Consider the following 24,255-nt stretch of genomic DNA (forward strand, 5'->3'; position numbering starts at 1 on the left):
CCTAGGTTATGTCGCGGCTCGTGATCCTCGCCCAGGCGGCGGCGTAGAAGACGACCAGGTAGCCGCCTTGGAGGAGCAGGTTGCGGCCTATCTCGTGCCAGTACGGCGGGTCGCGGAGCAGGTCGGCGAACGACTGCCAGCGGTAGATCAGCAGCCACGGGTGGATCGCGTGCAGCTGCGGGATCGCGGTCAGGATGCCGAGCACGATGAACGTGCCGAACGTCGCCGCCATCGCGGCCAGCGGCGTCGAGGTCAGCGACGACACGAACAGGCCGATGCCGGCGAGTCCGAGCAGCGACAGCGAGATCACGACGGCGATCCCGAGCGCGCGGAGCAGGCCTTCGCCGAGCGAGACGGTCGAGCCGGAGAGCAGCAGGACGTCGCCGACCGGGAACAGGATGAAGCCGACGATCAGGCCGGAGATCCAGATCGTCATCGTCGCGGCCAGGCAGAAGATCGCGAGGGCGACCATCTTGGCGGCGAGCAGCCGGGACCGGCCGGCCGGTGCGGTGAGCAGGTTGCGTAGCGTGCCGAGGCTGGCCTCGCCGGCCAGCGACTCCCCCGAGATCACGGTCACCGCGGTCGGCAGGAAGAACGGCAGCGACAGGCCGAGGCTGGCGACGATCAGGAACAGCCCGTTGCCGGCGATCTGCCCGATGAACCCCTCGGCGCCGCTGTCCGAGCCGGCGATCCGGACCGCGATCCCGATCAGCAGCGGTACGGCGGCCAGCACACCGAGCCCCACCTGAGTCCGAGCCCGCCCGAACACCAGCCGCAGTTCGGACAGGAACAACGCGAGAGTATGCCGCCCAGCACTAGGCCGCTGCCCAGCAACCAATGCCTCGGTTGGTTCGGCTGTTGCTTCATTCGGCGACATCGAAGCCCTCCCCGGTGAGTGCTACGAAGGCGTCTTCCAGGCTCGGTCGTTCCAGGCCGAAGCCGTGGATGCGGACGTCGGCCGCGACCAGCGCGGCGGCGAACTTCTCGATCGGCAGCTCGCCCGGATCACCCTCGACGGTCTCACCGCTCGTCTTCAGATCCGTCACGCCCAACCCCTGCAACGTCTCGGCCGCCGTCCCGGCATCCGGCGTACGCACAACCAACCGCGGCCGCAGCTCGGCGCGCAAGTCCTCGACCGTCGACTGCCGGAGCAGCTTCCCGCGGCTCATCACGGCCGCGTGCGTGCAGACCTGCTCCACCTCGGCGAGCAGATGGGTCGAGGTGAAGACCGTCGTACCGTCGCTCGCCAGCTCCTGGATCAGGTGCCGGACCTCGCGGGTGCCCTGCGGGTCGAGGCCGTTCGTCGGCTCGTCCAGGACGAGCAGCTCGCGGCGCTGCATCAGCGCGACCGCGATCGCGAGCCGCTGACGCATGCCGAGCGAGTACGCGCGGACCTTCTTACCGGCCGCGTTCGACAGCCCGACCCGTTCGAGCGCCTCGCCGGCGCGTGCCTTGCGGGTCTTCGGATCGGCGGTGCGGTCGGCGGCGTCGAACCGCAGCAGGTTCGCCTGGCCGGTCCAGAACGGGTAGAACGCCGGCCCTTCGACCAGCGCGCCGACCCGGGGCAGGACCCGCAGGTGCGCCTTCGGCATCGGCTCGCCGAGCAGCTCGACCTCGCCGGACGTCGGCGCGATCAGGCCGAGCAGCATCCGGATCGTTGTCGTCTTCCCCGACCCGTTCGGGCCGAGGAAGCCGAACACACTGCCGGCCGGCACCTCCAGGTCGACCGCGTCCACCGCGACCTGGCCGCCGTGGAACCGCTTGGTCAGCCCGTGGGTGACGACCGGCGCGCTGGTCATCTGGCTGTTCAGCGGGGGGCCTTCGCCGCGGCGGCCTGCAGGGTGTCCGGGGTGACCAGGCCGACGAAGACCCGGCCGTCGTCGGTGATCAACGCGCTCACCATCTTGCTGGTCAGCACCTTGCCCGTGCCCCACGTGCCCGACACGGTCGGCGCCTTCGCGAGCAGCTGCGCGAGCGGTCCGTTCCCGGTCAGCTGGCCGGTCTGCGCTCCGCGGATCATCGCGACGCTCTCCCAGCCTTCACCGATCACGGTCGGCTCGTCCGCCTTCGCCGTACCAGGCTTGGTCTGCTTGGGCTCGACCTGCTTCGGGGCGACCCGCTTCGGCCGGTCCTGGGACGGCACCTTCTTGTCCGTGACCTTCACACCCTGCGGCGGGGTGAAGGTGAACGTGCTCGCGGCCGGTACGTCGAACGACACCGAGCTGAAGCCCACCTCGACCGCCGGGTCGTTGCCGGTCCGCGGCATCACCGTCACGTCCAGCGGGACCCAGGTCTTGGAGTCGATCGCCAGCGTCACCGAACCCACGGTCGTCTTGTCGGTCTTCGGCACCAGGCGCAGCTTGTACGCGTCCCGGCCGGCGACCTTCTCGGTACCGCTGACCTCGACCTTGGTGGTCGGGTCGATCGCGTCGAGGAACTGCTTGGCGACCGCCTGCGGGTCGTACGACGGCACGGCCTTCTCAGGCTTCGTCGTCTTGTGCTCGGGGACCGTCAGCTTCACGGCCTCGCGCCGGGACGAGTCGTACGCCCACGCGGACTTGCCGTCGGTGGTCCAGACCCGCTCGGCCTGGTTGTCGAGCACCGAGACCCGTGCCTTGTCCGGGCTCGCGAACGCGACCCGCGCGGTGTGCTGACCACTCAGCATCTCGGTCAGCTGCTCGCTACCGGCCGGCGCGCCGGGGATGGCCGGCAGGCCCAGGTCCGCGTCCGAGCGGACCGTGCCGCTCAGCCCGTCGACCTTCGCCGTCTGAACCTTCGCGAGCAGGTCCTGCGCGGAGATCCCCGGCAGCTTCGGCGACGCATCCGCGACCACCGGTCCGAGTGCCCCCACCCCTGCCACAACCGCGACTGCCGTAACCGGAACCAACCACCGTCGACTGCGCTGTGCTACGCCCATGGATACAGCCTCGCACCGGGCCGGACCGGAACCAAGCCCACTCAGGGTAGGTTCACCCGAAAGAGTGAGCCCGGCGTACTACCGTGGTCGTACGCCGGGGACTCAGCGTGACTGCAGCGCGTCCAGGGCGACGGTCATCGCGGCGGCGACGCGGAAGTCGAGGCGCTCGTCCTGGACGGTGATCCGGTAGCGGTCCCGGACCGACATCTTCCGCTCCACCGACAGCACCGGCTGCCCGCCGGACCGGTCGGTGAAGTCGAAGTGGAAGATGAACGGCAGCGGGATCTCGCCGATGAACGGCACGAAGTCCCAGACCCGCCGGACGATCGCGATCGTCTGGTTCCGCTCGGTGCCGTCCGCCTCGACGCCCGGCGCGCTGAGCTGCCAGCTGGACCGGAGCAGGCTCTTGCCGAACTCCTTCTTGAACCAGCCGATCGCCTGCCCCTCGGCGTCGTACACGTCGTAGCCAGACCCGAGGTCGATGGTCTTGCGGGCCTTGAACGAGAACACCGGCTGGGTCTTGGTGTCGTCGCTGTAGAACGTCACCTGCTCCTTGAACGCCATCCGCTTCTGCTGCGCGAACGCGAGCAGCGCACCGTCGGTCCCGTCCGGGTTGGTGACGATCAGCTCGTACTTGTTCGCCATCAACGTCACGCGCTGCTTCATCGAGAACGCCGGGACGTACATAGGTGCAGTCATGCGGAGGAGTGTGTCAGACCGCAGGCCGACGTACCGACCTGCAGACCGCGCGCGAGCGCCTCGGCACGCTCCGAGCTGTCAGCCAGCCGTACGACGAGGTGGCCGACGCCCTGCAGCGCGAGGTCGCGGGCGATCTCGACGCCGAACTCGACCGCCTCGGCAGGCGTGCGCGCCGGTCGCCACAACACCCCGAAATCGGCGGGCGGCCGGTCTGCGCCGAGATCGACGACCAGCGCATCGGCCTGGTGAAGTTGGCTCGCGTCGCCGCCGACGATCACGTGGACTCGCTGACCAGTCGCGGGTACGGCGTTCTGCGCGGCCTGCAGGGCGTCGTCGACGATCGACGTGTCGCGGCGGCCCCATTCCTCGTGGTGGATCGCCCACGACAGCGGGCGCCGCTTGGCCCATCCGGAACGCACCAGTTCGGGCGCCGCGGCGAACTCGTCGACGTACCCGACGCAGAGGTAGCCGACCAGTTCGATGTGCGCCGGCAGGTCGAGGACGGCGGCGACCTCATCTGGTTCGAAGAACGAGACCCAGCCGACGCCGAGGCCCTCGGCGCGGGCGGCGAGCCAGAGGTTCTGGATCGCGATCGCCGCCGAGAACATGGTTGTCCGCGGATCCGCGTGCCGGCCGAGGACGTGCCGGCCGCCGCGGCCGGGGTCGCAGGTCACCGCGAGATTCAGCGGGGTGTCGAGGATCGCCTCGATCTTCAGCCCGTCGAACGCGGCCCGCCGGTCCTCCGGGAGGGATGCGGCGAACCTGTCCCGTTGCACGGTCGCGAGATCGTGCACCTTGCGGCGGGTCGCGAGGTCGCGGATCACCAGGAAGTCCCACGGCTGGCTCAGCCCGACACTCGGCGCCCGATGCGCCGCCTCCAGCACCCGTCCGAGCGTCGCGTCGTCGACCGGCAGGTCCAGGAACCCCCGCCGTACGTCGCGCCGCTCGGCGATCACCCGCTGCACGACCTCGCGATCCCGCACGTCGTACCCGGCCGCCCGCCACACACCGATCGCGACTGTGGCGTTGGAGGTTTGCCGTTTCGGGATGAGGAGTTCTGCGCCGGTTGCGAGGACGGCTGCTTCGGCGACGCTCGGGGTTCCTTTGAGTTGCTCGACCTGTTCGCTCGGGGTCGGCACCGGCTGGTTGGCTAGTTCGTCGTTCGAGAAGGTGCGTAGCTCTGCGCCTAGCTGTGCGACCAACTGTTGCACCGCGGGCTCGTTTTCCTTGCCGTCGATCGTGACGACCAGTTGGACCTCACCCGCGAGTTCGTGCAGGGCTGTCGTCACGAGGTCCTGCAGTTCGGCGTACGGCGTACCGGTGCGGAGTCCGACGCCGACGATCAGGTTCACCGGGCACGCTCGCGGGCAGCGGCTACCAGGCGGGCCGGGACGTCGGGGGTGGCGGTCCAGTGCAGGTGCAGGTACGACGCGTGGACGTGCGGCAGGGTGATTCCTTCGACGCCGCCGGGGAGATGCCAGGCCGGTTGTACGTCGGCCTCGAGGTCGATCGTGGTGCGGTGGAACTCGTGGCCGCGCACCCGGCGTCCTTCGTCGAAGAACGCGGTGCTGGTCGCGGCGATCGCCGTACGGTAGCCGAGGGTGAGGCGGCTGGTCATGCGGGCGGTCGCGGGGAGTACGCCGGTCATCGGGTGACCGTCGAGCTCGCGGCAGAGGTAGAGCAGGCCGGCGCATTCGGCGATCACCGGGAGACCGTCGGCGATCGCGGCGGCCACTTGTTTGCGCAGCTCCACGTTCGCGGAGAGCGCCTCGGCGTGCAGTTCGGGGAAGCCGCCGCCGAGGTAGAGCGCTGCGGTTGCCTCAGGCAACGGATCGACGAGTGGGTCGAAGGTGACCACGTCCGCACCGGCGGCGGTGAGTAGCTCGGTCGTCTCGGTGTAATGGAACGAAAACACCGGCCCCGCCGCAACAGCCACCACCGGCCGCGCTCCCACATCTGCACTCGACTGCAGTGACTCGGGGGTCCAGGGGGTGGCTTCGTGGGGTGGAGCGGAGTGGGCGGCGGTGATTACTGCTTGCAGGTCTACGCCTTGGCGGACCAGTTCTGCGGCGGCGTCTACGGCCTGTTCGGCTTGCGTGTGTTGTTCGTTGGCGGGGATCAGGCCGAGGTGGCGGCTGGGGACCGTCAGGCGCGTGTCGCGGCGGAGGACGCCGAGGACCGGTACGCCGGTCGGCGCGACCCCGGCTCGTACTTCCGCCTCGTGCCGGTCCGAACCCACCTTGTTCAGGATCACCCCAACAATGCGGATCTCGGTGTCGAAGGCAACGAAACCTTGGACGACGGCGCCGACGCTCCGGCCGGCCGCCGACGCGTCGACGACGAGCACCACAGGCGCCTTCAGCAGCTTCGCGACGTGGGCCGTGGAGGAGAAACCTTCCGTCCCGAGCGCACCGTCGTACAGCCCCATCACGCCCTCGACCACGGCCAGGTCCGCACCGGCGGAACCGTGTGCGAACAGCGGCCCGACCAGTTCCTCCCCCGACAGCATCGGATCGAGGTTCCGGCCCGGTCGCCCGGTCGCGACCGCGTGGAACCCGGGATCGATGTAGTCCGGCCCCACCTTGAACCCGGCCACCACCTGCCCGGCCCGCCGCAACGCCGCCATCAGCCCGACGGCGACGGTGGTCTTACCCGCTCCGGAGGACGGCGCCGCAACCACCACCCGCGGGATCATCAACACTCCCCCATCCCGCGCGGGCCGGCCGGCGCTACCACTCGATGCCCTTCTGGCCCTTCTGGCCGGCGTCCATCGGGTGCTTGAGCTTCGTCATCTGCGTGGCGAGGTCGGCGGCCTCGAGGAGCTTCGGATGAGCGTCGCGTCCGGTGATCACGACGTACTGATGACCGGGTCGGTTGACGAGCGTGTCGACGACCTCGTCCACGTCCACCCAGCCCCACTTCATCGGATACGTGAACTCGTCGAGCACGTACAGGTCATGGGTCTCGGCCGCCAGCCGGCGCTGGATCTCCCGCCAGCCCTCGACCGCGTCGGCGGCGTGGTCCTCCTCGGTGCCGGCCTTGCGGGACCAGCTCCAGCCCTCACCCATCTTGTGCCACTCGACCGGCCCGCCCTCACCGGTCGATTCGTGCAGCCGACCGAGGGCCTTGAACGCGCTCTCCTCGCCGACCTTCCACTTCGCACTCTTCACGAACTGGAAGACCCCGAGGTTCCAGCCCTGGTTCCAGGCCCGCAGCGCCATCCCGAACGCCGCCGTCGACTTCCCCTTCATCTCACCGGTGTGCACCATCAGCAGCGGACGGTTGCGACGCTGGCGGGTGGTCAGGCCGTCCTCCGGTACGGCGACCGGCTGTCCCTTCGGCATCTCAGGCCGCCTTCCGCTCAATGACCGTACGCACGAGGTTGCCGGCGGCAACGTCTCCGAGGTCGAGGTACTCCGCTCCGAGGTCGGCGGCAAGCTCCGAGGAGAGTCCGAGACGGACACCGCGGCGCGGCTCGCAGTCCACCACGACCGTCGCGGTCCCGCGCTGCGCGAGCCATCCAGCGGCCTGGCGAGCGCGGGCGAACGCGTTGTCGCCGTGGGTGGCGCGGCCGTCGGTCACGAGGACGAGGAGCGGGCGCCGGCGCGGGTCGCGGATCGCGGCGATCCGCAGTACCTCGGCCGCTTGGAGCAACCCTTCGGCGAGCGGCGTACGTCCGCCGGTCGGGAGCGATTCGAGCCGTCGTACGGCGGTCTCGACGCTGCCCGTCGGCGGCAGGGCGACTGTCGCGGCGGCGCCGGCGAACGTGACGAGACCGACCGTGTCGCGGCGCTGGTACGCGTCGAGGAGGAGCGAGACGATCGCGGTCTTCACCTCACCCATCCGCTTCTTCGTCCCCATCGAACCTGAGGCGTCGACGCAGAACAGCACGAGGTTCCCCTCCCGCCCTTCCCGCACCGCGAGCCGCACGTCGTCCGCCCGCACCACCAGCCCGGGACCGCTCCGCCCGCGAACCTTCTGGTACGGCGCTGCGTTCCGCATCGTCCCCAGCAGATGCGGCCGCCCCGCCTCGCGCCCGACCCGGCCGCGATCCCCCACAACGCGCCCCACCTCGGTAATCGCCCGAGACCGCCGCCCTGCAACCCCGGTCCCCGCCACCTGAACACTCAACAGCCGAGCCTTGTACGGCGCAGAACTCCCAGCAACGTCACCGCACGGGGCCGGACCGGCCGCCGTCTGACCAATGGACTGCTCTTCGCTTTCGGAAGAACCACCCTCGGAAGAAGCAGAGTTGTCCGCTCCGCCACCAGGTCCACCGCTTGGATCGTCCGGTCCGTCGTCGTCGGGGTCTTCGGGTGGGGTGCTGTTGTTGATTGCTTCTTCGAGTTGCTGGTCGTCCAGGCCGGGAGCGTCGAAGGGGTTCCGACGGCGGCGGTGTGGGAGGGCGAGCTTGGCAGCTGCCCGGACATCGTCGACCTCGACGACGGTGCGGCCGGACCAGGCGGCGTGGGCGACCGCCGTACGGGCCGTGACCAGGTCGGCGCGCATCCCGTCGACGTCGAACGACGCGCAGATCTCCGCGATCTGGCGGAGCGCCGAGTCGGTCAGGATCACCTCGGTCAGCAGATCGCGCGCCTTGACGATGCGTTCGGCGAGTTCCCGCTGCGCACCGTCGTACCTGGCGACGAAGCTCTCCGGATCCGCCTCGTACGTGAGCCGCGCGCGCATCACCTCCACCCGTACGGCGGGATCGCGACTGGCGACCACGTCGACGGTCAGCCCGAACCGGTCGAGGAGCTGCGGCCGGAGCTCGCCCTCCTCGGGGTTCATCGTGCCGACGAGCACGAACCGCGCCGGGTGGGTCACCGAAACACCGTCCCGCTCGACCGACGCGCGCCCCATCGCGGCGGCGTCGAGGAGCACGTCGACCAGGTGGTCGTGCAGCAGGTTGACCTCGTCGACGTACAGCAATCCGCGATGCGCCGCGGCGAGCAGGCCCGGCTCGTACGCCGTGATGCCCTCCGCGAGTGCCTTCTCCAGGTGCAGCGACCCGAGCACCCGGTCCTCGGTCGCCCCCACCGGCAACTCCACCAACCGCGCGGCGCGCACTTCGGCGCCTTCCGTGACGGCATGCGGGCCGTCCGGGCACGTCGGGTCCGGGCGGTCAGGGTCGCAGGAGAAGCGGCAACCGGGTACGACGTCCAGGGGCGGCAGGATCTCGGTGAGGGCGCGGACGGCGGTCGACTTCGCCGTACCCTTCTCGCCGCGGATCAGCACGCCGCCGATGGCCGGCGAGATCGTCGCCAGGATCAGCGCGAGCTGGAGATCGTCCATCCCGACTATCGCGGTGAACGGAAACGAGTTCGACGGTGCAGCCCGCATCGGCGGTGGTCCCTTTCGTCGAGCGGGTGTCCACGCCCGCCACGGCACTGGTACGCCGGCGCACCGGCGGACGGCTGCAGATGTCCTGGCTTCTGAGATCTCTCCCAGTCACAGTGGCGGGACCGCCCCGGACTCCCAGCACGCTGGTCACCGGTGTTCCTCCACACTCGTCGGCCCGATCATGGCACATCCCGGCTACTGATCGGCCGGCCGGCTTCGGTACGGGCCGGTGCCGAGGCGGGCACGGACCTCGCCGAAGTGCAGGTGGACGGCCTCTTCGGCCCGATCCGCGTCGCCGGATTCGATCGCGTCGACGACGCGTTGATGCCGCGCCGCGGTTTCGCCGGGTGACTCGGCGACGGTCTCCAGGTCGGTCTCGACGGCCCGGTAGACGTCCCAGAACAGGCCGACCAGCTCCCGAGCCAGCGGGACCCCGGCCGCGTCGCAGATGTGTTCGTGGAACTCGCGGTCGGCGGTCGCCGCGTCCGGCCCGTCGACCCGCATCCGCCCGACGCAGCCGGACAGCTTCTGCCGGAGCTCGCCGTCGCCGGTTCCGGCGGCCCGGCGGGTCAGCTCGGTCTCGAGGATCTCCCGGATCTCGAGCAGTTCCCGCAGCCGCTCGGTGCTGCCGCCGGATCGGGTGCGGAACAGCAGCCAGGGATGCAACGCCGCCGAGCTGGCCGAGCCGACGAAGGTTCCGTAGCCATGCCGGATCTCGACGATCCCCAACGCCTGCAAGGCTTTGAGCGACTCCCGGACCGAGTTGCGGCTGACGCTGAAGTCGGTCATCAGCACGCTCTCCGGAGGCAGCGCGGCGCCGGGCTCCAGACGGCGCTCGATGATCAGGTCGGCGATCGCGTTGGCCAGCTCGTCACTGCGTTTCGGCCGTGTCACTGCCACGACGCACTCCTGCCCTCGGTGGGTGATCAGCCATCGGCGTCTCCTCCGGTCTTGACCGACCGGAGACAGAACTCCTAAGGTCGGCGCTCATAGGACGTAGGACGTAGTACGTCCTATAACCTACCTCTTGTGAAGCTCCACCACACTCCCTGCCGCTGGAGGCATCGTGAACCAAACAGGGTTCGACCGCCGCTCGTTCCTGAAGTACTCCGGTGCGCTGGGCGCAGCCGCGACGATCACTGGTGGATTGTCGGCCTGTAGCGGCGGCCCGGCCTCGACCGGAGCCGTCGGCGGCGCAGCAGACACCGGTCTGGTCACCGCGGTGATCGGCTACGGGAACAACCAGAGCTGGGACCCGACCCTGAGTGCGTCCGCCTTCACGATGGCGGCGATGCAGCACGTCTACGAGGGCCTCCTCGACACCGACCCGATCACCCGGCAGCCGTACCCCGCACTCGGCACGGAGGTGCCGTCCGATCTGAACGCCACGTCCTGGAAGTTCACCCTGCGGGACGGGGCGAAGTGGCACGACGGCCAGCCGGTCACCGCCGACGACGTCGTCTTCACCTTCCAGCGGATCCTCGACCCGAAACTGAAGGTGCTCACCTACAACTTCTTCGCTGCTTGGCTGAAGGAGGTCAAGAAGGTCGACGAGAAGTCCGTCGAGCTGGTCCTGAACTTCCCGTTCCCCGACGGCGCGCCCCGGCTGACCATCGCCAAGATCATGCCCAAGCATGTCTTCTCCCAGGCCGGCGCCTGGGACCTGGCCAAGAACGGCAAGGCGGTCGGGTCCGGACCGTACAAGCAGGTCTCGCACCAGCCGAAGTCGAACACCACCTTCGAGGCCTTCGCGGACTACAACGGCCCCCGCCCGGCGGCGTTCAAGAAGATGAACTGGCTGAGCATCGTCGATTCCTCCGCCCGGGTCGCGAAGATCTCCGGCGGCAGCGCCGAGGCACAGCTGTCCGACAACATCCCGTACGCCAACATCGAGCAACTGAAGAGCTCGGGCCTCACGGTCGAGGGCGGCAAGGGGATGAACCACCTGTTCCTGATGTTCAACACCGCGACCAAGCCGTTCGACGACGTCCGGGTCCGGCAGGCGCTGTTCACCGCGATCGACACCCAGAAGATGATCGAGGTCGCACTCAAGGGCCGCGGCAAGGCGAGCACCTCGTTCCTGAACGAGGAGAACCCCGCCTACGCCAAGGCGAAGACCGTCTACAGCTACGACCCGGCCAAGGCCAAGGCGCTGCTGGCCGAGGCCGGCGTGACGAACCTGTCGATCAACCTGCTCGCGGTGAACGTGAGCTGGATCGTCGACTGCCTGCCGACCATCGCCGCGTCCTGGAACGCGATCGGCGTGAAGACCACGCTGGAGCCGCAGGACACCGCCGCGGTGTTCACCAAGATGGACCAGCATGCCGACTACCAGGTGGTCGCGGCCGCCTCGAACCCGAACCAGTTCGGCGCCGACGCGGACCTGATCCTGCGCTACAACTACACCCAGGGCGGGTCCTGGATGAAGTACACACGCTGGGAGAACAGCTCCGGCGCCAAGGAGATCTTCGCCAAGATGGACGCGGCGGTCCGGGCCACCGACGCGGACACCAGGCTCAAGCTGACCCACGAGTACCTCGACCTGGTCGCCGAGCAGGCGGTGCTGTATCCCGTCGTCCACACGGAGCTGATGACCGCCTGGGACGGGAAGAAGCTCAGCGGGATCAAGGCGCAGCCGTATCCAGGGATCAACCTGCTGCAGGCGAAGCGGGCCTGAGGTAGCCGACTGTGGCCGTCATCGTCCGAATGCTGGTTCGCCGGCTGCTGTTGCTCGTCCCGCTGCTGCTCGGCGTGATCGCGTTCGTCTTCCTGGTGATGCGGTTCTCCAACAACGATCCCGCGGTCGCGTACTTCCAGGGTGCCAACCCGACCGAGGAGCAGTTGCACATGTTCCGGCAGGAGAACGGCCTGCTGGATCCACTGCCGGTGCGCTACCTCCACTTCGTCGGTGACTTGCTGCACGGCGACCTGGGCACCAGTGTGCTGACGAAGGCGCCGGTGCTGCAGTCGGTCACGACCGCGATGCCGCTGACGTTCCAGCTCACGCTGCTGGGACTGCTGATCGCACTCGTACTGGCCTTGCTGCTCGGTGTCACCGCCGCGATCTTCAGGGACCGCTGGCCGGACCAGGCGATCCGTCTGGTCTCGCTGATCGGCGTGGCCGCGCCGTCGTTCTGGCTGGCGCTGCTGATGATCCAGTACGCCGCGGTCGACCGCGGCTGGTTTCCGCCGAGCGGCTATGTGAATCCGGCCGACGGGATCGCCCCCTGGCTGCGGACGATGACGCTGCCGGCGCTGGCACTGTCATTGCCGGTGGCCGCTCAACTGACCCGGATCATTCGTACGTCGGTCGTCGAGGAACTCGACAAGGACTATGTCCGGACCGCCATCGGCAGCGGCCTGCCGCCCGTGGTGGTGGTGGGACGCAACGTCCTGCGGAACGCACTGATCAACCCGCTCACCGTCCTCGGCCTGCGGATCGGCTATCTGCTCGGCGGGGCTGTCGTGATCGAGCAGATCTTCACCCTTCCTGGGATGGGCACCTTGATGATCAACGCCGTCCGCGACGGTGACCCGGCGGTGGTGCAGGGCGTCGTACTGACGATCGCGGTCGGCTTCGTGGTGGTCAACCTCGTCGTCGACGTGCTGTACCTGGTGGTCAACCCGCGACTGAGGAGCGCTGTCTGATGCGCGCACGACTGGCCCGGCAGCTCTCCCGCCCCGGGATCAACTTCAAGCGGCTGCCACCTGCGGCCTGGCTCGCTGTCGCGGTCCTGGCGGTGGTGATCCTGGCCGCGATCTTTGCTCCGCTGCTGACGCCGTACGACATCCTGACGCAGGAGGACGCCGGCGGCGGGCCGTCGGGGGCGCACTGGTTCGGGCTCGACAGCGCGAACCGGGACATCTTCACCCGGCTCGTGTACGGCGCTCGCTGGTCGCTGCTGATCGGCCTCGGCGCGACCGCGCTCGCACTGACCGCGGGCGCGATCGTCGGAGCTGTCGCGGCCACCACCCGGAAGGCGGTCGACGAGACCGTGATGCGGATCCTCGACGTCGTGATGGCGTTCCCCGGGATCGCGCTCGCCGCCGTACTGGTCGCGGTGTTCGGTGGATCCATCCCGGTTCTCGTGATCGCGATCGCCTTCCTCTACACGCCGCCCGTGGCCAGAGTGGTCCGCGCCAACGTCCTCGCGCAGTACGGCGAGGACTATGTGGTCGCGGAGCGGATCATCGGCGCCCGGACCCCGCACATCCTGCTCCGGCACGTGGCGATCAACTGTGCCGCTCCGGTGCTGGTGTTCTGTACGGTGATGGTTGCCGACGCCATCGTCTTCGAGGCGTCGCTGTCCTTCATCGGGGCCGGGGTCCGGCCACCGGAGCCTTCCTGGGGCTCGGTGATTGCCGACGGCAAGAACATGGTGTTGCTGGGCGGCTGGTGGGCGACGGTGTTCCCGGGACTGCTGATCCTGATCACCGTGCTGTCGCTGAACATCCTGTCCGAGGCCGTCTCCGACGCCTGGGCGGCACCGGGCGGACGCCGGGCGACCCCCAAGAAGCGGGACAAGGACGCGCTGGAGACCGCACAGCCGGGCTCTGGCGAGCTGGTCGAGCTTCCCGGTCTGGACCTGGCGGCCACGCGGCTGCGGGAACGCGCGCGGCCGTTGCCGGACGGTGAACCCGTGCTGTCCGTGCAGCAGTTGGCGATCGGCTTCAAGGGCCGGCACGACGGGGTCGACGTCGTCGACCGGATCAGCTTCGACGTACGGCCGGGCGAGGTGCTCGGACTGGTCGGCGAGTCCGGCTGTGGCAAGTCGCTGACCGCGCTCACGGTGATGGGGCTGGAGCCGCGGGGCGCCCGGATCAGTGGCCGGATCCGGTTCGACGGCAAGAACCTGCTGAGTCTGCCTCGCGCCGAACGGCGCCGGCTGCTCGGTCACGACATGGCCATGATCTACCAGGATGCGCTGTCCTCACTGAACCCGGCGATGACGATCAGAGCGCAGTTGAAGCAGGTGGTCCGCCGCGGCGGACGGCGTACTCCGGCAGAACTGCTGGAACTGGTCGGACTGGATCCCGAGCGGACCCTGACCAGCTACCCGCACGAACTGTCCGGTGGTCAGCGCCAGCGGGTGCTGATCGCGATGGCGCTGTCCCGGGAACCGAAGTTGATCGTCGCCGACGAGCCGACCACAGCCCTCGACGTCACCGTGCAGGCGCAGGTGATCCAGCTGCTGCTGCGGCTGCGGGCCGAACTCGGCTTCGCCCTGATCCTGGTATCGCACGACCTGGCACTGGTGGCCGACGTCACCGACCGGGTGGTGGTGATGTACGGCGGCCAGATCGTCGAGACCGGTGTCACGGCCGACCTGGTCGGCGAGCCCGCGCACCATTACGCCCGTGGCCTGCTCGGGTCTGTCCTGTCGCTGGAGTCCGGCGCGGCCCGGCTGACCCAGATCCGCGGCGTCGTGCCCTCGCCGGCCGACTTCCCCGCCGGTTGCCGGTTCGCCGACCGGTGCCCGATGGTCACCGATCTGTGCCGCAGCACAACACCCGAACTGTCCGGCCGGCTTTCGCAGCACCTGGTCGCTTGCCATCATCCGGCAGTTGTCCTCCAGCCGCTGGAGAAGGAGGCGCTGCGATGACGGAGACGGTGCTCGAACTGTCGGACGTGCACGTCGTCCACCGAGCCAGGTCCGGGGGCCTGTTCAGCAAAGATCGGGTCTATGCGCTGACCGGGGCTGATCTGACCGTCGCCGCCGGTGAGACCGTCGGCGTGGTCGGCGAGTCCGGCTGTGGGAAGTCCACGTTGGCCAAGGTCCTGGTCGGTGTCCAGCGACCGACCGCGGGTACGGCCGCGTTCCGGGGCCGGGACATCTGGTCGATGACACCGGCCGAACGCCGCGAGGCCATCGGCACCGGGACCGGGATGATCTTCCAGGATCCGTCGACCGCCCTGAACCGCCGGCTGCCCGTTCATCGCGTGCTGCGTGATCCGCTCGACGTGCACCGTCGCGGAACCGTTGCCCAGCGCAACGAACGGGTCCGGGACCTGATGGGCCTGGTGGGTCTGCCCCGGAGCGTCGCCGACGCCCTGCCCGGCCAGTTGTCCGGTGGCCAGCGGCAGCGCGTCGCGATCGCCCGGGCGCTGGCCCTGGAGCCGGCGCTACTGGTCGCCGACGAGCCGACCAGTGCTCTCGACGTCTCCGTCCGGGCGCAGATCCTGAACCTGCTGCTGGACCTCAAGGAACGCCTCGGCCTGGCCATGGTGTTCGTCTCGCACGACATCCAGACCGTACGCCGGATGAGTGACCGGGTGGTCACCATGTACCTCGGCCGGATCGTCGAGCAGGCACCGGCCGTCGGCATCGCCCGGCAGGCGCGGCATCCCTACACCCGCGCGCTGTTCTCGGCGACCCCCGGCCTGATCTCGCCGATCGACCCGATCCCGCTGACCGGGCCGGTGCCGTCGGCCACTCGACCGCCGAGCGGCTGCCCGTTCCGGACCCGCTGCTGGAAGGCCGACGACAGCTGCTCCGGTGCGATGCCCGAGTTCGAGTCCGATGCCGCCGAGCCGGCGCACCGGTTCCGCTGCTATCACCCCGTGGTCGCGCAAGAGTCCACCGATGACCTGATCACCCAAGCATTGGAGCGTTCATGACCTTGCCTGCCCGCCTGACCGGTGTCATCCCACCTGTCTGTACGCCGTTCACGCCGGATCACCAGGTGGACACCGCCTCCCTGGTCCGGCTGGTCGACCACCTGATCGACGGCGGCGTGAGCGGCTTGTTCGTCCTCGGCTCCACCTCCGAGGTGGCGTACCTGCCGGACGGACATCGCCGGGTGGTGCTGGACACGGTGGTGGGCCACGTGGCAGGCCGGTTGCCGGTGCTGGCAGGTGTCATCGACATGGCGACCTTGCGGGTGATCGACCACGTCCGGACGGCCGTCGCGGCCGGCGTGGACGGCATCGTCGTCACCGCGCCCTTCTACACCCGCACCCATCCGGCGGAGATCGACGAACACTTCCGGAGAGTCGCGGCGGCCGCAGGGCTCCCGGTGTTCGCCTACGACCTGCCGGTGGCGGTGCACTCCAAGCTCGGCGCCGACTTGGTGCTGCAGCTCGCGGCCGACGGAGTACTGGCCGGCCTGAAGGATTCCAGCGGTGACGAGGGTGGTCTGCGCAACGTCATCCTGCGGGCGCGCGACCGTGGTGACATCACCGACTTCAGCGTGCTCACGGGCTCGGAACTGACCGTCGACAGCGCACTGTGGATGGGAGCCGACGGAGTGGTCCCGGGGCTCGGCAACGTGGACCCCCACGGCTACGTCAAGCTCTTCGACCATGCGGCGGCCGGCGAGTGGGAGGACGCGCGCGCCGAGCAGGAGCGGCTGGTGCGGCTGTTCGAACTGATCGGGGTCGGCGACCCGGTCCGGATGGGCATGAGTTCCTCCGCCCTCGGGGCCTTCAAGGCAGCGCTGCAACTGCGTGGCGTGATCAAGTACGGCGTGATGGCGCCGCCCCAGATCCCCTTGGACACCGACGAGATCGCCCAGGTCGGGAAGTACTTGGTAGCGGCCGGCCTCCTCTGACCAGGCAGCGGAGCGAGGAGGGCCTCGTCGGCGCCAGGAACGCTGGAGGCATCCACGATTTTGCTTGAATCGAACAGGTGTTCTAATATAGATCCATGTCGGCGGCGGTGATCGAACAGCTTCCCGGCGAGCAAGCACTCGCCGGGATTGAGGCTGCGCTGGTGCCGCCGGATGACTTGCCTGACCCTGGTGATCCACGTCCTCCGCGCTATGTAGGCGAAGAGGATTGGTACGACGACCTGCCGCCGATGTCGCGCGTGGATGGGCTGGAGTGGGAGCTGTGGGCCGGGGTCGAGCAGGACGAGGCCGAACGAGAGATGCTGCGGCTGAAGGCACCGACGTGGGTCTTCCTGCCGCCCGGAGCCGAGCTGGCGGCAGCATTGGAGGAGCTGCGGCCACAGTGCGAGTCACCGATCGCACTGATCGAGGCGATGAAGGCCGCGGCCCGGATGGAAGCCTGGGCCGCAGCCATCAAGACCGCCGCGATGGCCTCGTTCTCCCGGCAACGCAAGGCCCAAGCCACCGACATCCCCCGCCCCACCCAGGTCGACTCCTCCGGCCGGCCGATCGACCCCGAACGCTCCTGGGCCGCAGAAGTCGGCGCCGCACTACGACTGTCCACCAACACCGCCGCCCGGCACATCGACACAGCACTCCACTTGACCGGCACCCTGCCGGCCACCCACACCGCGCTACGCTGCGGCGCCCTGACCTGGTCCAAGGCACTCGCCATCTCTGAAGCCACCCGAGCCCTCCCCGACACCGCCGCGCAAGCCGTCGAGGCACACGTGCTGCGCCGCGCCCCAGGCCAGACCCACGCCAACCTGAACGCCTCTCTGCGCCGCCAGGTCGCCAAACACACCACCCACGACGCCGCCAACCGCCATCGTGCCGCCGTCACCGAACGCACCTGCAAGATCGTCCCGCTCGCCGACGGCATGGCCGGGCTGTGGGTCGTGCACACCGCCGACAAGATCCAGCAGATGTGGATCGTCATCCAAGCCATGGCCGACCTCGCCAAGCGAACGACGCCGACCAGCAAGCCCAACCAGACAGGCGGCGACACGTCAGCCCGCCACCCCGCCGGCGAGCCCAGCAACGCAGGCACCGGTTCGCCGGCCTCGCACTCCAGCAGCACGACCACCGCGCAGGACACCGCGGGCAGCGCCAGCAGCGCCAGCAGCGCCAGCAGCGCCAGCAGCGCCAGCAGCGCCAGCAGCGCAGACAACACCGGCATCGCCGGCCCGCAACTTGATCGCCGCGCTGGCAACTCCGGCGCCTCAACCGACGCCGACACCAGCGCGAAAACCGACGCGGCTTCCGGAGCTCGGACGACCAAGTCCAAGTCCAACGCCGCTCGTGCTGACGATGTCACCGGGACCGTCCGGTCCGGACCGGATTTCTCCGGCGGCTCGGCCGAGATGGAATCAGGTCAGCGGACAAGGGACGAGCGGAATGTTGAGCAGCGACGGGCTGACGTGGTGGCGGACGTGTTCGAGCAAATGCTGCACAACGGGGTCGATTGGCTCGGTCGCCGACTACCGGACCAGCATCGCCGACGACCACACATCGAGATTCTCGTACCGATAACCACCCTGCTCGGCGTGGACGACGACCCCTGCGAACTCACCGGCTACGGACCCATCCCTGCCGAAATGGCCCGCCGCATCGCCACCAGCGGCACTTGGCGACGGCTCCTCACCGACCCCACCAACGGGACTGTGCTCGAGGCCGCCACCACCCGCCACGACCCTGGCGCGGTCGTCAGTGAAACTCTCCTCGCCCGGCACCCCGTCTGCGCATGGCCCGGCTGCAATCGCATGTCCCGCGAATGCGACCGCGACCACGCGACCCCGTTCGCACAGAGCCGGCGGACCAGCCTGTCCGGGTTGGTGCCGTACTGCGAGTACCACCATGTCATCAAGGACACCCCCGCGTGGGGATGGAAGAGCACCGCGCACGACGACGGCTCCGTTACTCTCACCGCCCCCACCGGCCACCGATACACAACCGTTCCACCCGCCCGCGGCCCGATCACCCAGCACCACAACGATCAGCACCACAACGATCAGCAACCCAGGATCCAACCACCGACAAAACAAACACCGACCAGACGATCACCAACAACACCGCCGCCAACAACACAGCCACGGGTCAGGCAGTCGTCGACAGCACAGCCGTCGGAGGACCCACCACCGTTCTGATCGGCAGCTTGTCCTGCCGCCGATGTCTCCAGACACCGTCCAGGTGAAGAGCTCTCGGCTGGCAACTCCCCGCGCGATGTGCAGTGGACGCACGACGTACTCAGTCGAGGTCGCGGTCGCTGCCCGGTCGCTGCTCGGTCGTGAGCTGCCGGCTTCCTAGCGGTCTCGCGCCGGGTTGGAGTGCTGGTTGACGAAGGTGCGCACCAGGTCGGCGTACCGGTTCGGCTCTTCGAAGTGTGGGAAGTGGCCAGAGCGGGTGAAGGTGACGAGTCGGCCGGTCGGAACGGTGTTGCGGTAGGTCTCGACCGAGATCGGGTCCGTCGCGAGATCGTCGATGCCCTCGATCAACAGGCTCGGTTGCGGTATCAGGGCCAACCGATCGAGCTTCGAGGCGTACAGCTCAGGCAGCGTCACCATGTGACTGTTGCCGCGGGCCCACATCTCGTCGGTGAAGCCGGCTGCGTCGCCGAGACCCATGAACTCCGAGCGGCGCGATGGATCGTGGAAGGACAGATCCTGGAAGCGCTCGCCGAGACCGAACGCCAGCTCGTAGGTCCTGTCGTCCGCCGTGAGTCGGCGGTCCACGACGGCCAGCTCACGGCATCGCGCGGCACGGTCGGCATCACCAAGCTCGTCGTACAGGCGCGCGAAGATCGGCAACCGGTGACGATCGTTGGCGTCGAAGTCCCAGCAGGGGCAGTCGAAGATCACCGCGCTGACCGCCGAAGGATGCCGGATCGCGTACTCGACCGCGTAGTTGCCGCCGGCCGAGTGGCCGAGGATCGCCCAGCGCTCGATCCCCAGCTGGACACGCAACTCCTCGAAGTCGGCCAGCAGCACGTCCAGATCGACGCGCTCGCCCGGCGGCAGCGGCGACCGGAGGACCCCACGCTGGTCGGGCGCGATCAGCCGAAGATCCCGGGCGAACAGGTCCGCCTGGCACTGCTGGAAGTGATAGCCGCCGCCGTGACCGTGGATGAACAACAGTGGTGGTGCGTCCGCCGCGCCGTACTCAGCGACGAACAGCTTCATTGCACGAGGCGCTTCGCGAGGGCCGTGGCGGCGGCGTCGTCCCGGACTTCGCGGATACCGACGATCGGCGTGACCGTCACGAAGCCGTCGGCGAGCAGGGCCTCGTCGGTACCCGGAACCGTGGCGGCCTGAGGACTGCGTTCCACGACGATCATCGGCTCGCCTGTCGGAGCTGTCGTGGCGACGAGACGAGTGAGCCGGTTCACGGCCAGCGATGCGTGCCGTACGCCGGCCAGCTGGTCCAGCGGGCGGTCCGGCACGTTGATCGTGAGCACTGTCCCGGCCGGCTCGCCGGCGATCCACCCGAGTGCGTCGCCCGCGATCCTCGCCGCGGTCGGCCAGTGGCCGGGGGCCTCCGCGTCGATGCTGACGGCGACCGCCGACGTACCCGTCTCGGCCGCCGTCAGGGCCGCCGCGACGGTGCCCGAGTGGAAGATGGACACCCCGATGTTGAGCCCCCGGTTGATCCCCGACAGCACCAGGTCCGGCGGCGGGCCGAACACGCCGGTCTGCGCCATCGTCACCGCGAGTGCCGGGGTGCCTTCGATCCCGATGAACGTCACGCCGTTCTCGACGTCGGACGCGGTCCGGATCGGCCGGTCGACCATCCCGGCCCGTGCGGAGCCGACACCGCTCTCGTCGATCATCGGAGCGACCACGAGTACATCGTACCCGAGCTTGGCGATCGCCGGTGCGAGCGCCCGAATCCCCGGGGCGCGATACCCGTCGTCGTTGGTGATCAGGACCCTTCGCGGCTCAGGCGGCATACGTCTACCCAATCAGCCGCGGTCCTCGATGTCACCCTCCGTCTCAAGGACTGCGTTCCGCAGCGTCTCCAGTGCCTCGGGCGACGGCTCCTCCCACAGCCCGCGTTGCGCCGCCTCCAGCAGCCGTTCCGCGATCCCGTGCCGCGCCCACGGGTTCGACTTGCGGAAGAACTCGGCCATCTCCGGATCGGCGACGTACTCCGTGGTCAGCGACTCGTACATCCAGTCGTCGACGACGCCCGCGGTCGCGTCGTACCCGAACAGGTAGTCCACGGTCGCGGCCATCTCGAACGCGCCCTTGTACCCGTGCCGCCGCATCGCCGCCATCCACCGCGGGTTCACCACGCGGGCCCGGAAGACCCGCTTGGCCTCCTCCTCCAGCGTCCGCGTCTTGACCTGTGCGGGTACGGCGGAGTCGCCGACGTACGCCTTCGGGTTGGCGCCGGTCAGGTGCCGCACCATCGCGATCATGCCGCCGTGGTACTGGAAGTAGTCGTCGGAGTCCATGATGTCGTGCTCGCGGGTGTCCGCGTTCTTCGCCGCGACCTGGATCCGGGCGTACGCACGTTCCATCGAGCCGCGGGCCTCCGCGCCATCCAGATCCTTGCCATAGGCATATCCACCCCAGACGGCGTAGACCTCGGCCAGCTCGGCGTCCGTCCGCCAGTTCCGCGCATCGACGAGCGGCAGCAACCCAGCTCCATAGGAACCAGGTTTCGACCCGAACACCCGTGCAGTAGCCGATCGCAGATCATTGCCTTCAGCAACATCAGCGTCTACGTGTGCGCGCAGGTAGTTGTCGTCGGCCGACTCGTCCAGCGCGGCAACGGTCCGCACCGCTTCGTCCAGCAGCGCGACGACGTGCGGGAACGCGTCCCGGAAGAAGCCGGAGATCCGGATCGTCACGTCGATCCGCGGCCGCCCGAGCTCCTCGAGGCCGACCACCTCGAAGCCGGTGACGCGTCGTGAGGCCTCGTCCCAGACGGGTCGGCAGCCGAGCAGCCACAGCACCTCGGCGAGGTCGTCGCCCTGCGTGCGCATGGCCGACGTGCCCCAGATGGTGAGGCCGACGGACCGCGGCCACTCCCCCGTTTCCGCGTGGTGCCGCGCCAGGAGCGAGTCGGCGAGCGCGACGCCGACGTCCCAGGCGTTCCGGCTCGGGATCGCCTTCGGGTCGACCGCGTAGAAATTGCGGCCGGTCGGCAGCACGTTCACCAGCCCACGAGTCGGCGACCCGGACGGCCCCGCCTCCACAAACCGCCCGTCCAACGCCCGCAGGACGTTCGTCACCTCGTCACCCGTGCGGGCGAGGCGCGGGACGACTTCGGTTGCCGCGAAGGTGAGGGACGCCTCGACCTGCTCGGACGCGCGGCCGAGGACCTCGCCGACCACCACCGGGACCTTCGTCGCGTCCCAGCTCAGCGTCTCCATCCCGACCACGAGCTTCCGCGCCACCGCCTCCAGCAGATCGACCCCGTCCGCGCCGCTGACCGCCGGCAGATCGGCCAGCGTCGCGAGGTCGGCGAGGTCGGCCGCTGCCCCGGGGTTGGCGAGCAGTTCGGCCTCGTCCACTCCGAACGTGTCTCCGAGCGCGGTCCGCAGACCGGCGATCGAGTACGAACCACCCCACAGCTGCCGGGCCCGCAGTACGGCGAGCACCAGGTTGATCCGCGCCTCACCGACCGGCGCCCCACCCAGCACATGCAGTCCGTCGCGGATCTGCACGTCCTTGATCTCGCACAGGTACCCGTCGAGGTGCAGCACGAACTCGTCGAAGTCGTCGTCCTCCGGCTTCTCCGACGTGTGCAGATCGTGATGCAACTGCGCCGCCTGGATCAGCGTCCAGATCTGCGCGCGCAACGTCGGCACCTTCTCCGGGTCGAGCGCCGACACGGTCGCGTACTCGTCGAGCAGGTACTCCAGCTTCGCCATGTCGCCGTACGTCTCGGCCCGCGCCATCGGCGGCACCAGGTGGTCGACGACCGTCGCGTGCGCCCGCCGCTTGGCCTGCGTACCCTCGCCGGGGTCGTTGACGATGAACGGGTACACCATCGGCAGGTTCCCGAGGACGGCGTCGGGCGCGCAGTCGGCCGCCATCCCGATCCCCTTGCCCGGCAGCCATTCCAGCGTGCCGTGCTTACCGAGATGTACGACGGCCTGCGCGCCGAACCCGCCCTGGGCGGGCGACGCCTCCAGCCAGCGGTACGCCGCCAGGTAGTGGTGCGACGGCGCCATGTCCGGGTCGTGGTAGATCGCGACCGGGTTCTCGCCGAAGCCACGCGGCGGCTGGATCATCAGCACGACGTTCCCGAACCGCAGCGCGGCGAGCGCGATCGCCGGCTCGTCGCCGGACGTGTCGACGTACAGCTCCCCCGGCGCCTCGCCCCACGCCCCGGTCATTGCCTCCTGCAACGACTCCGGCGTACGGCCGAACCAGGTGGCGTACGTGGACAGCGGGACCTTGGCGACCGCGTTGGCCAACTGCTCGTCCGTCAGCCAGTCGACGTCGTGCCCGCCCGCCGCGATCAACCGGTGGATCAACCCGTCGGCACCGTCCGCCCCCTGCAGCTCGCTCAGATCGAGGTCGCCCAGGTCGTACCCGGCGTCCTTCAGCTGCCCGAGCAGGACGACCGCCGACGCCGGAGTGTCCAGCCCGACCGCGTTCCCGATCCGCGCGTGCTTGGTCGGGTACGACGACAACACCAGCGCGATCCGCTTCTCGGCCGGCGGAACGTGCCGCAGCCGGGCATGCGCGACCGCGATGCCGGCCAGCCGCGCGCACCGCTCCGCGTCCGGCGCATAACGTGCCAGACCGTCGGCGTCGTACGCCTTGAACGAGAACGGGATCGTGATCAGCCGCCCGTCGAACTCCGGGATCGCCACCTGCGTCGCCGCGTCGAGCGGGCTGACGGCCGCGTCGCTCTCCACCCACTGCTCGCGGGTCGAGGTCAGCGCGAGGCCCTGGATCAACGGGATGTCGAGCGACGCCAGCGCGCCCGCGTCCCACGCGTCGTCCGCACCGCCCGCGCTCGCATGGGCCGCCACCGCACCGCCCGCGGCGAGGAGAGTGGTGACGAGTACGTCGCACTTCCGCAGTAGATCGAACAGCCCGACGTTCTCGGCCGGGTCGAGCCCGCGAAGAGTCCCGCAGTACACCGGAAGTGGTTGCGCGCCGGCATCGGTGACCGCCGCCGCGAGTGCGTCGACGAAAGCGGTGTTCCCGGAGATCTCGTGCGCGCGGTAGTACACGATCCCCACCACGGGCCGATCGTCGTCGACGAAGGACCCACGGACGCCGTACGCCGGGAGCGCGCGCGGCGGCTCGAACTCGTCGCCGGTCAACAGGAGCGTGTCGCGCAGGAAGCCGGCCAGGTTTCGGAGGTTGTCCGCACCGCCCTCACGCAGGTAGGCGAGCGCCTCGGTGACCGCGCCGGCGGGCACGGTCGACAGCGACATCAGCTCGGCGTCCGGCGCGGCCTCGCCGCTCACGACCACCGCGGGCTTCCCCGAGGCGAGGACCGCGTCGAGCCCGTCCTCCCACGCGCGGCGCCCACCGAGCAGCCGGACGACGACGACCTCGGCGTCGTCGAGCAGTGGTGCGAGAGCGGCCAGATCGAGCCGGGCCGGGTTCGCAACGTTCCACCCGGCATCGGCCGCGGCGGCCGCCAGCAGGTCGGTGTCGGCAGTGGACAGCAACAGCAGCTTCGCAGGCATGCGCACGCGTTCCTTCCCGGGGTATCCA

The 24,255-nt window shown here is 69.3% G+C and carries 19 protein-coding genes and 1 riboswitch; of the genes, 7 read left to right on the forward strand and 12 right to left on the reverse strand.

Annotated elements, in window-relative coordinates; genetic code table 11:
* Nucleotide 1 precedes the first annotated feature (1 nt).
* The 9 genes from E0H45_RS24365 to E0H45_RS24405 all read right to left on the reverse strand — a co-directional run bounded on the left by E0H45_RS24365 (nt 2) and on the right by E0H45_RS24405 (nt 9,859).
* A complete protein-coding gene (locus tag E0H45_RS24365; protein WP_131341311.1) occupies nt 2–877 on the reverse strand; it encodes an ABC transporter permease in 876 nt (291 codons plus the stop codon).
* The gene (locus E0H45_RS24370) at nt 864–1,799 is read right to left on the reverse strand and encodes an ABC transporter ATP-binding protein (protein ID WP_131341314.1); all 936 of its coding nucleotides are present in this window, start codon (nt 1,797–1,799) and stop codon (nt 864–866) included. Before E0H45_RS24370 ends, E0H45_RS24365 begins: the two co-directional genes overlap by 14 nt.
* Nucleotides 1,800–1,807: 8 nt before the next feature.
* Nucleotides 1,808–2,851 carry a LolA family protein gene (locus tag E0H45_RS24375; protein ID WP_238155234.1) on the reverse strand — a complete coding sequence of 348 codons (1,044 nt, stop codon included), beginning with the start codon at nt 2,849–2,851 and terminating at the stop codon, nt 1,808–1,810.
* A gap of 168 nt (nt 2,852–3,019) precedes the next feature.
* Entirely contained in the window at nt 3,020–3,616 is a 597-nt protein-coding gene (locus E0H45_RS24380) for an LURP-one-related family protein (protein ID WP_238155235.1), read from the reverse strand.
* A complete protein-coding gene (gene bluB / locus E0H45_RS24385) occupies nt 3,613–4,968 on the reverse strand; it encodes a 5,6-dimethylbenzimidazole synthase (protein ID WP_131341318.1) in 1,356 nt (451 codons plus the stop codon). Before bluB ends, E0H45_RS24380 begins: the two co-directional genes overlap by 4 nt.
* Nucleotides 4,965–6,311 carry a cobyrinic acid a,c-diamide synthase CobB gene (locus tag E0H45_RS24390; protein WP_131341321.1) on the reverse strand — a complete coding sequence of 449 codons (1,347 nt, stop codon included), beginning with the start codon at nt 6,309–6,311 and terminating at the stop codon, nt 4,965–4,967. Before E0H45_RS24390 ends, bluB begins: the two co-directional genes overlap by 4 nt.
* Nucleotides 6,312–6,345: 34 nt before the next feature.
* Nucleotides 6,346–6,960 (reverse strand): cob(I)yrinic acid a,c-diamide adenosyltransferase, encoded by a 615-nt coding sequence (gene cobO, locus E0H45_RS24395; protein ID WP_131341324.1) that lies wholly within the window; start codon nt 6,958–6,960, stop codon nt 6,346–6,348.
* Nucleotide 6,961: 1 nt separating this feature from the next.
* Nucleotides 6,962–8,959 carry a putative cobaltochelatase gene (locus E0H45_RS24400; protein ID WP_131341327.1) on the reverse strand — a complete coding sequence of 666 codons (1,998 nt, stop codon included), beginning with the start codon at nt 8,957–8,959 and terminating at the stop codon, nt 6,962–6,964.
* A gap of 58 nt (nt 8,960–9,017) precedes the next feature.
* Nucleotides 9,018–9,143: riboswitch (cobalamin riboswitch) on the reverse strand.
* A gap of 11 nt (nt 9,144–9,154) precedes the next feature.
* Entirely contained in the window at nt 9,155–9,859 is a 705-nt protein-coding gene (locus E0H45_RS24405; RefSeq protein WP_202872499.1) for a FadR/GntR family transcriptional regulator, read from the reverse strand.
* Nucleotides 9,860–10,025: 166 nt separating this feature from the next.
* On the opposite strand from E0H45_RS24405, the gene E0H45_RS24410 reads away from it, so the two are divergent.
* From E0H45_RS24410 to E0H45_RS42565, 7 genes are all read left to right on the forward strand, one after another.
* A complete protein-coding gene (locus E0H45_RS24410) occupies nt 10,026–11,636 on the forward strand; it encodes an ABC transporter substrate-binding protein (protein WP_238155236.1) in 1,611 nt (536 codons plus the stop codon).
* An 11-nt stretch (nt 11,637–11,647) separates the two neighbouring features.
* Nucleotides 11,648–12,607 (forward strand): ABC transporter permease, encoded by a 960-nt coding sequence (locus tag E0H45_RS24415; protein ID WP_131341335.1) that lies wholly within the window; start codon nt 11,648–11,650, stop codon nt 12,605–12,607.
* A complete protein-coding gene (locus E0H45_RS24420; protein WP_131341338.1) occupies nt 12,607–14,562 on the forward strand; it encodes a dipeptide/oligopeptide/nickel ABC transporter permease/ATP-binding protein in 1,956 nt (651 codons plus the stop codon). Before E0H45_RS24415 ends, E0H45_RS24420 begins: the two co-directional genes overlap by 1 nt.
* Nucleotides 14,559–15,578 (forward strand): oligopeptide/dipeptide ABC transporter ATP-binding protein, encoded by a 1,020-nt coding sequence (locus tag E0H45_RS24425; protein WP_131341341.1) that lies wholly within the window; start codon nt 14,559–14,561, stop codon nt 15,576–15,578. The genes E0H45_RS24420 and E0H45_RS24425 overlap by 4 nt, the downstream gene beginning before the upstream one ends.
* Nucleotides 15,575–16,510, forward strand: a complete 936-nt coding sequence (locus E0H45_RS24430) for a dihydrodipicolinate synthase family protein (protein WP_131341343.1) — start codon at nt 15,575–15,577, stop codon at nt 16,508–16,510. The genes E0H45_RS24425 and E0H45_RS24430 overlap by 4 nt, the downstream gene beginning before the upstream one ends.
* Nucleotides 16,511–16,605: 95 nt before the next feature.
* Entirely contained in the window at nt 16,606–18,714 is a 2,109-nt protein-coding gene (locus E0H45_RS24435; RefSeq protein ID WP_131341346.1) for an HNH endonuclease signature motif containing protein, read from the forward strand.
* A gap of 22 nt (nt 18,715–18,736) precedes the next feature.
* On the forward strand, nt 18,737–18,874 hold the full coding sequence (locus E0H45_RS42565; protein ID WP_165546581.1) for a hypothetical protein: 138 nt from the start codon (nt 18,737–18,739) through the stop codon (nt 18,872–18,874).
* Here the strand turns inward: E0H45_RS42565 and E0H45_RS24440 are convergent.
* Genes E0H45_RS24440 through cobN form a run of 3 tightly spaced genes read right to left on the reverse strand, consistent with a single transcriptional unit; the run spans nt 18,871 to nt 24,227 of the window.
* Nucleotides 18,871–19,746, reverse strand: a complete 876-nt coding sequence (locus E0H45_RS24440; protein WP_131341349.1) for an alpha/beta fold hydrolase — start codon at nt 19,744–19,746, stop codon at nt 18,871–18,873. The genes E0H45_RS42565 and E0H45_RS24440 overlap by 4 nt on opposite strands.
* Nucleotides 19,743–20,513: a 5'/3'-nucleotidase SurE gene (gene surE / locus E0H45_RS24445; RefSeq protein ID WP_131341352.1), complete on the reverse strand. Its 771-nt coding sequence runs from the start codon at nt 20,511–20,513 to the stop codon at nt 19,743–19,745. Before surE ends, E0H45_RS24440 begins: the two co-directional genes overlap by 4 nt.
* 12 nt (nt 20,514–20,525) lie before the next feature.
* Complete coding sequence (gene cobN, locus E0H45_RS24450) at nt 20,526–24,227, reverse strand: cobaltochelatase subunit CobN (RefSeq protein ID WP_131341354.1); 3,702 nt, start codon at nt 24,225–24,227, stop codon at nt 20,526–20,528.
* Nucleotides 24,228–24,255 lie beyond the last annotated feature (28 nt).

This window comes from Kribbella soli (assembly GCF_004331345.1).
GTDB lineage: Bacteria > Actinomycetota > Actinomycetes > Propionibacteriales > Kribbellaceae > Kribbella > Kribbella soli.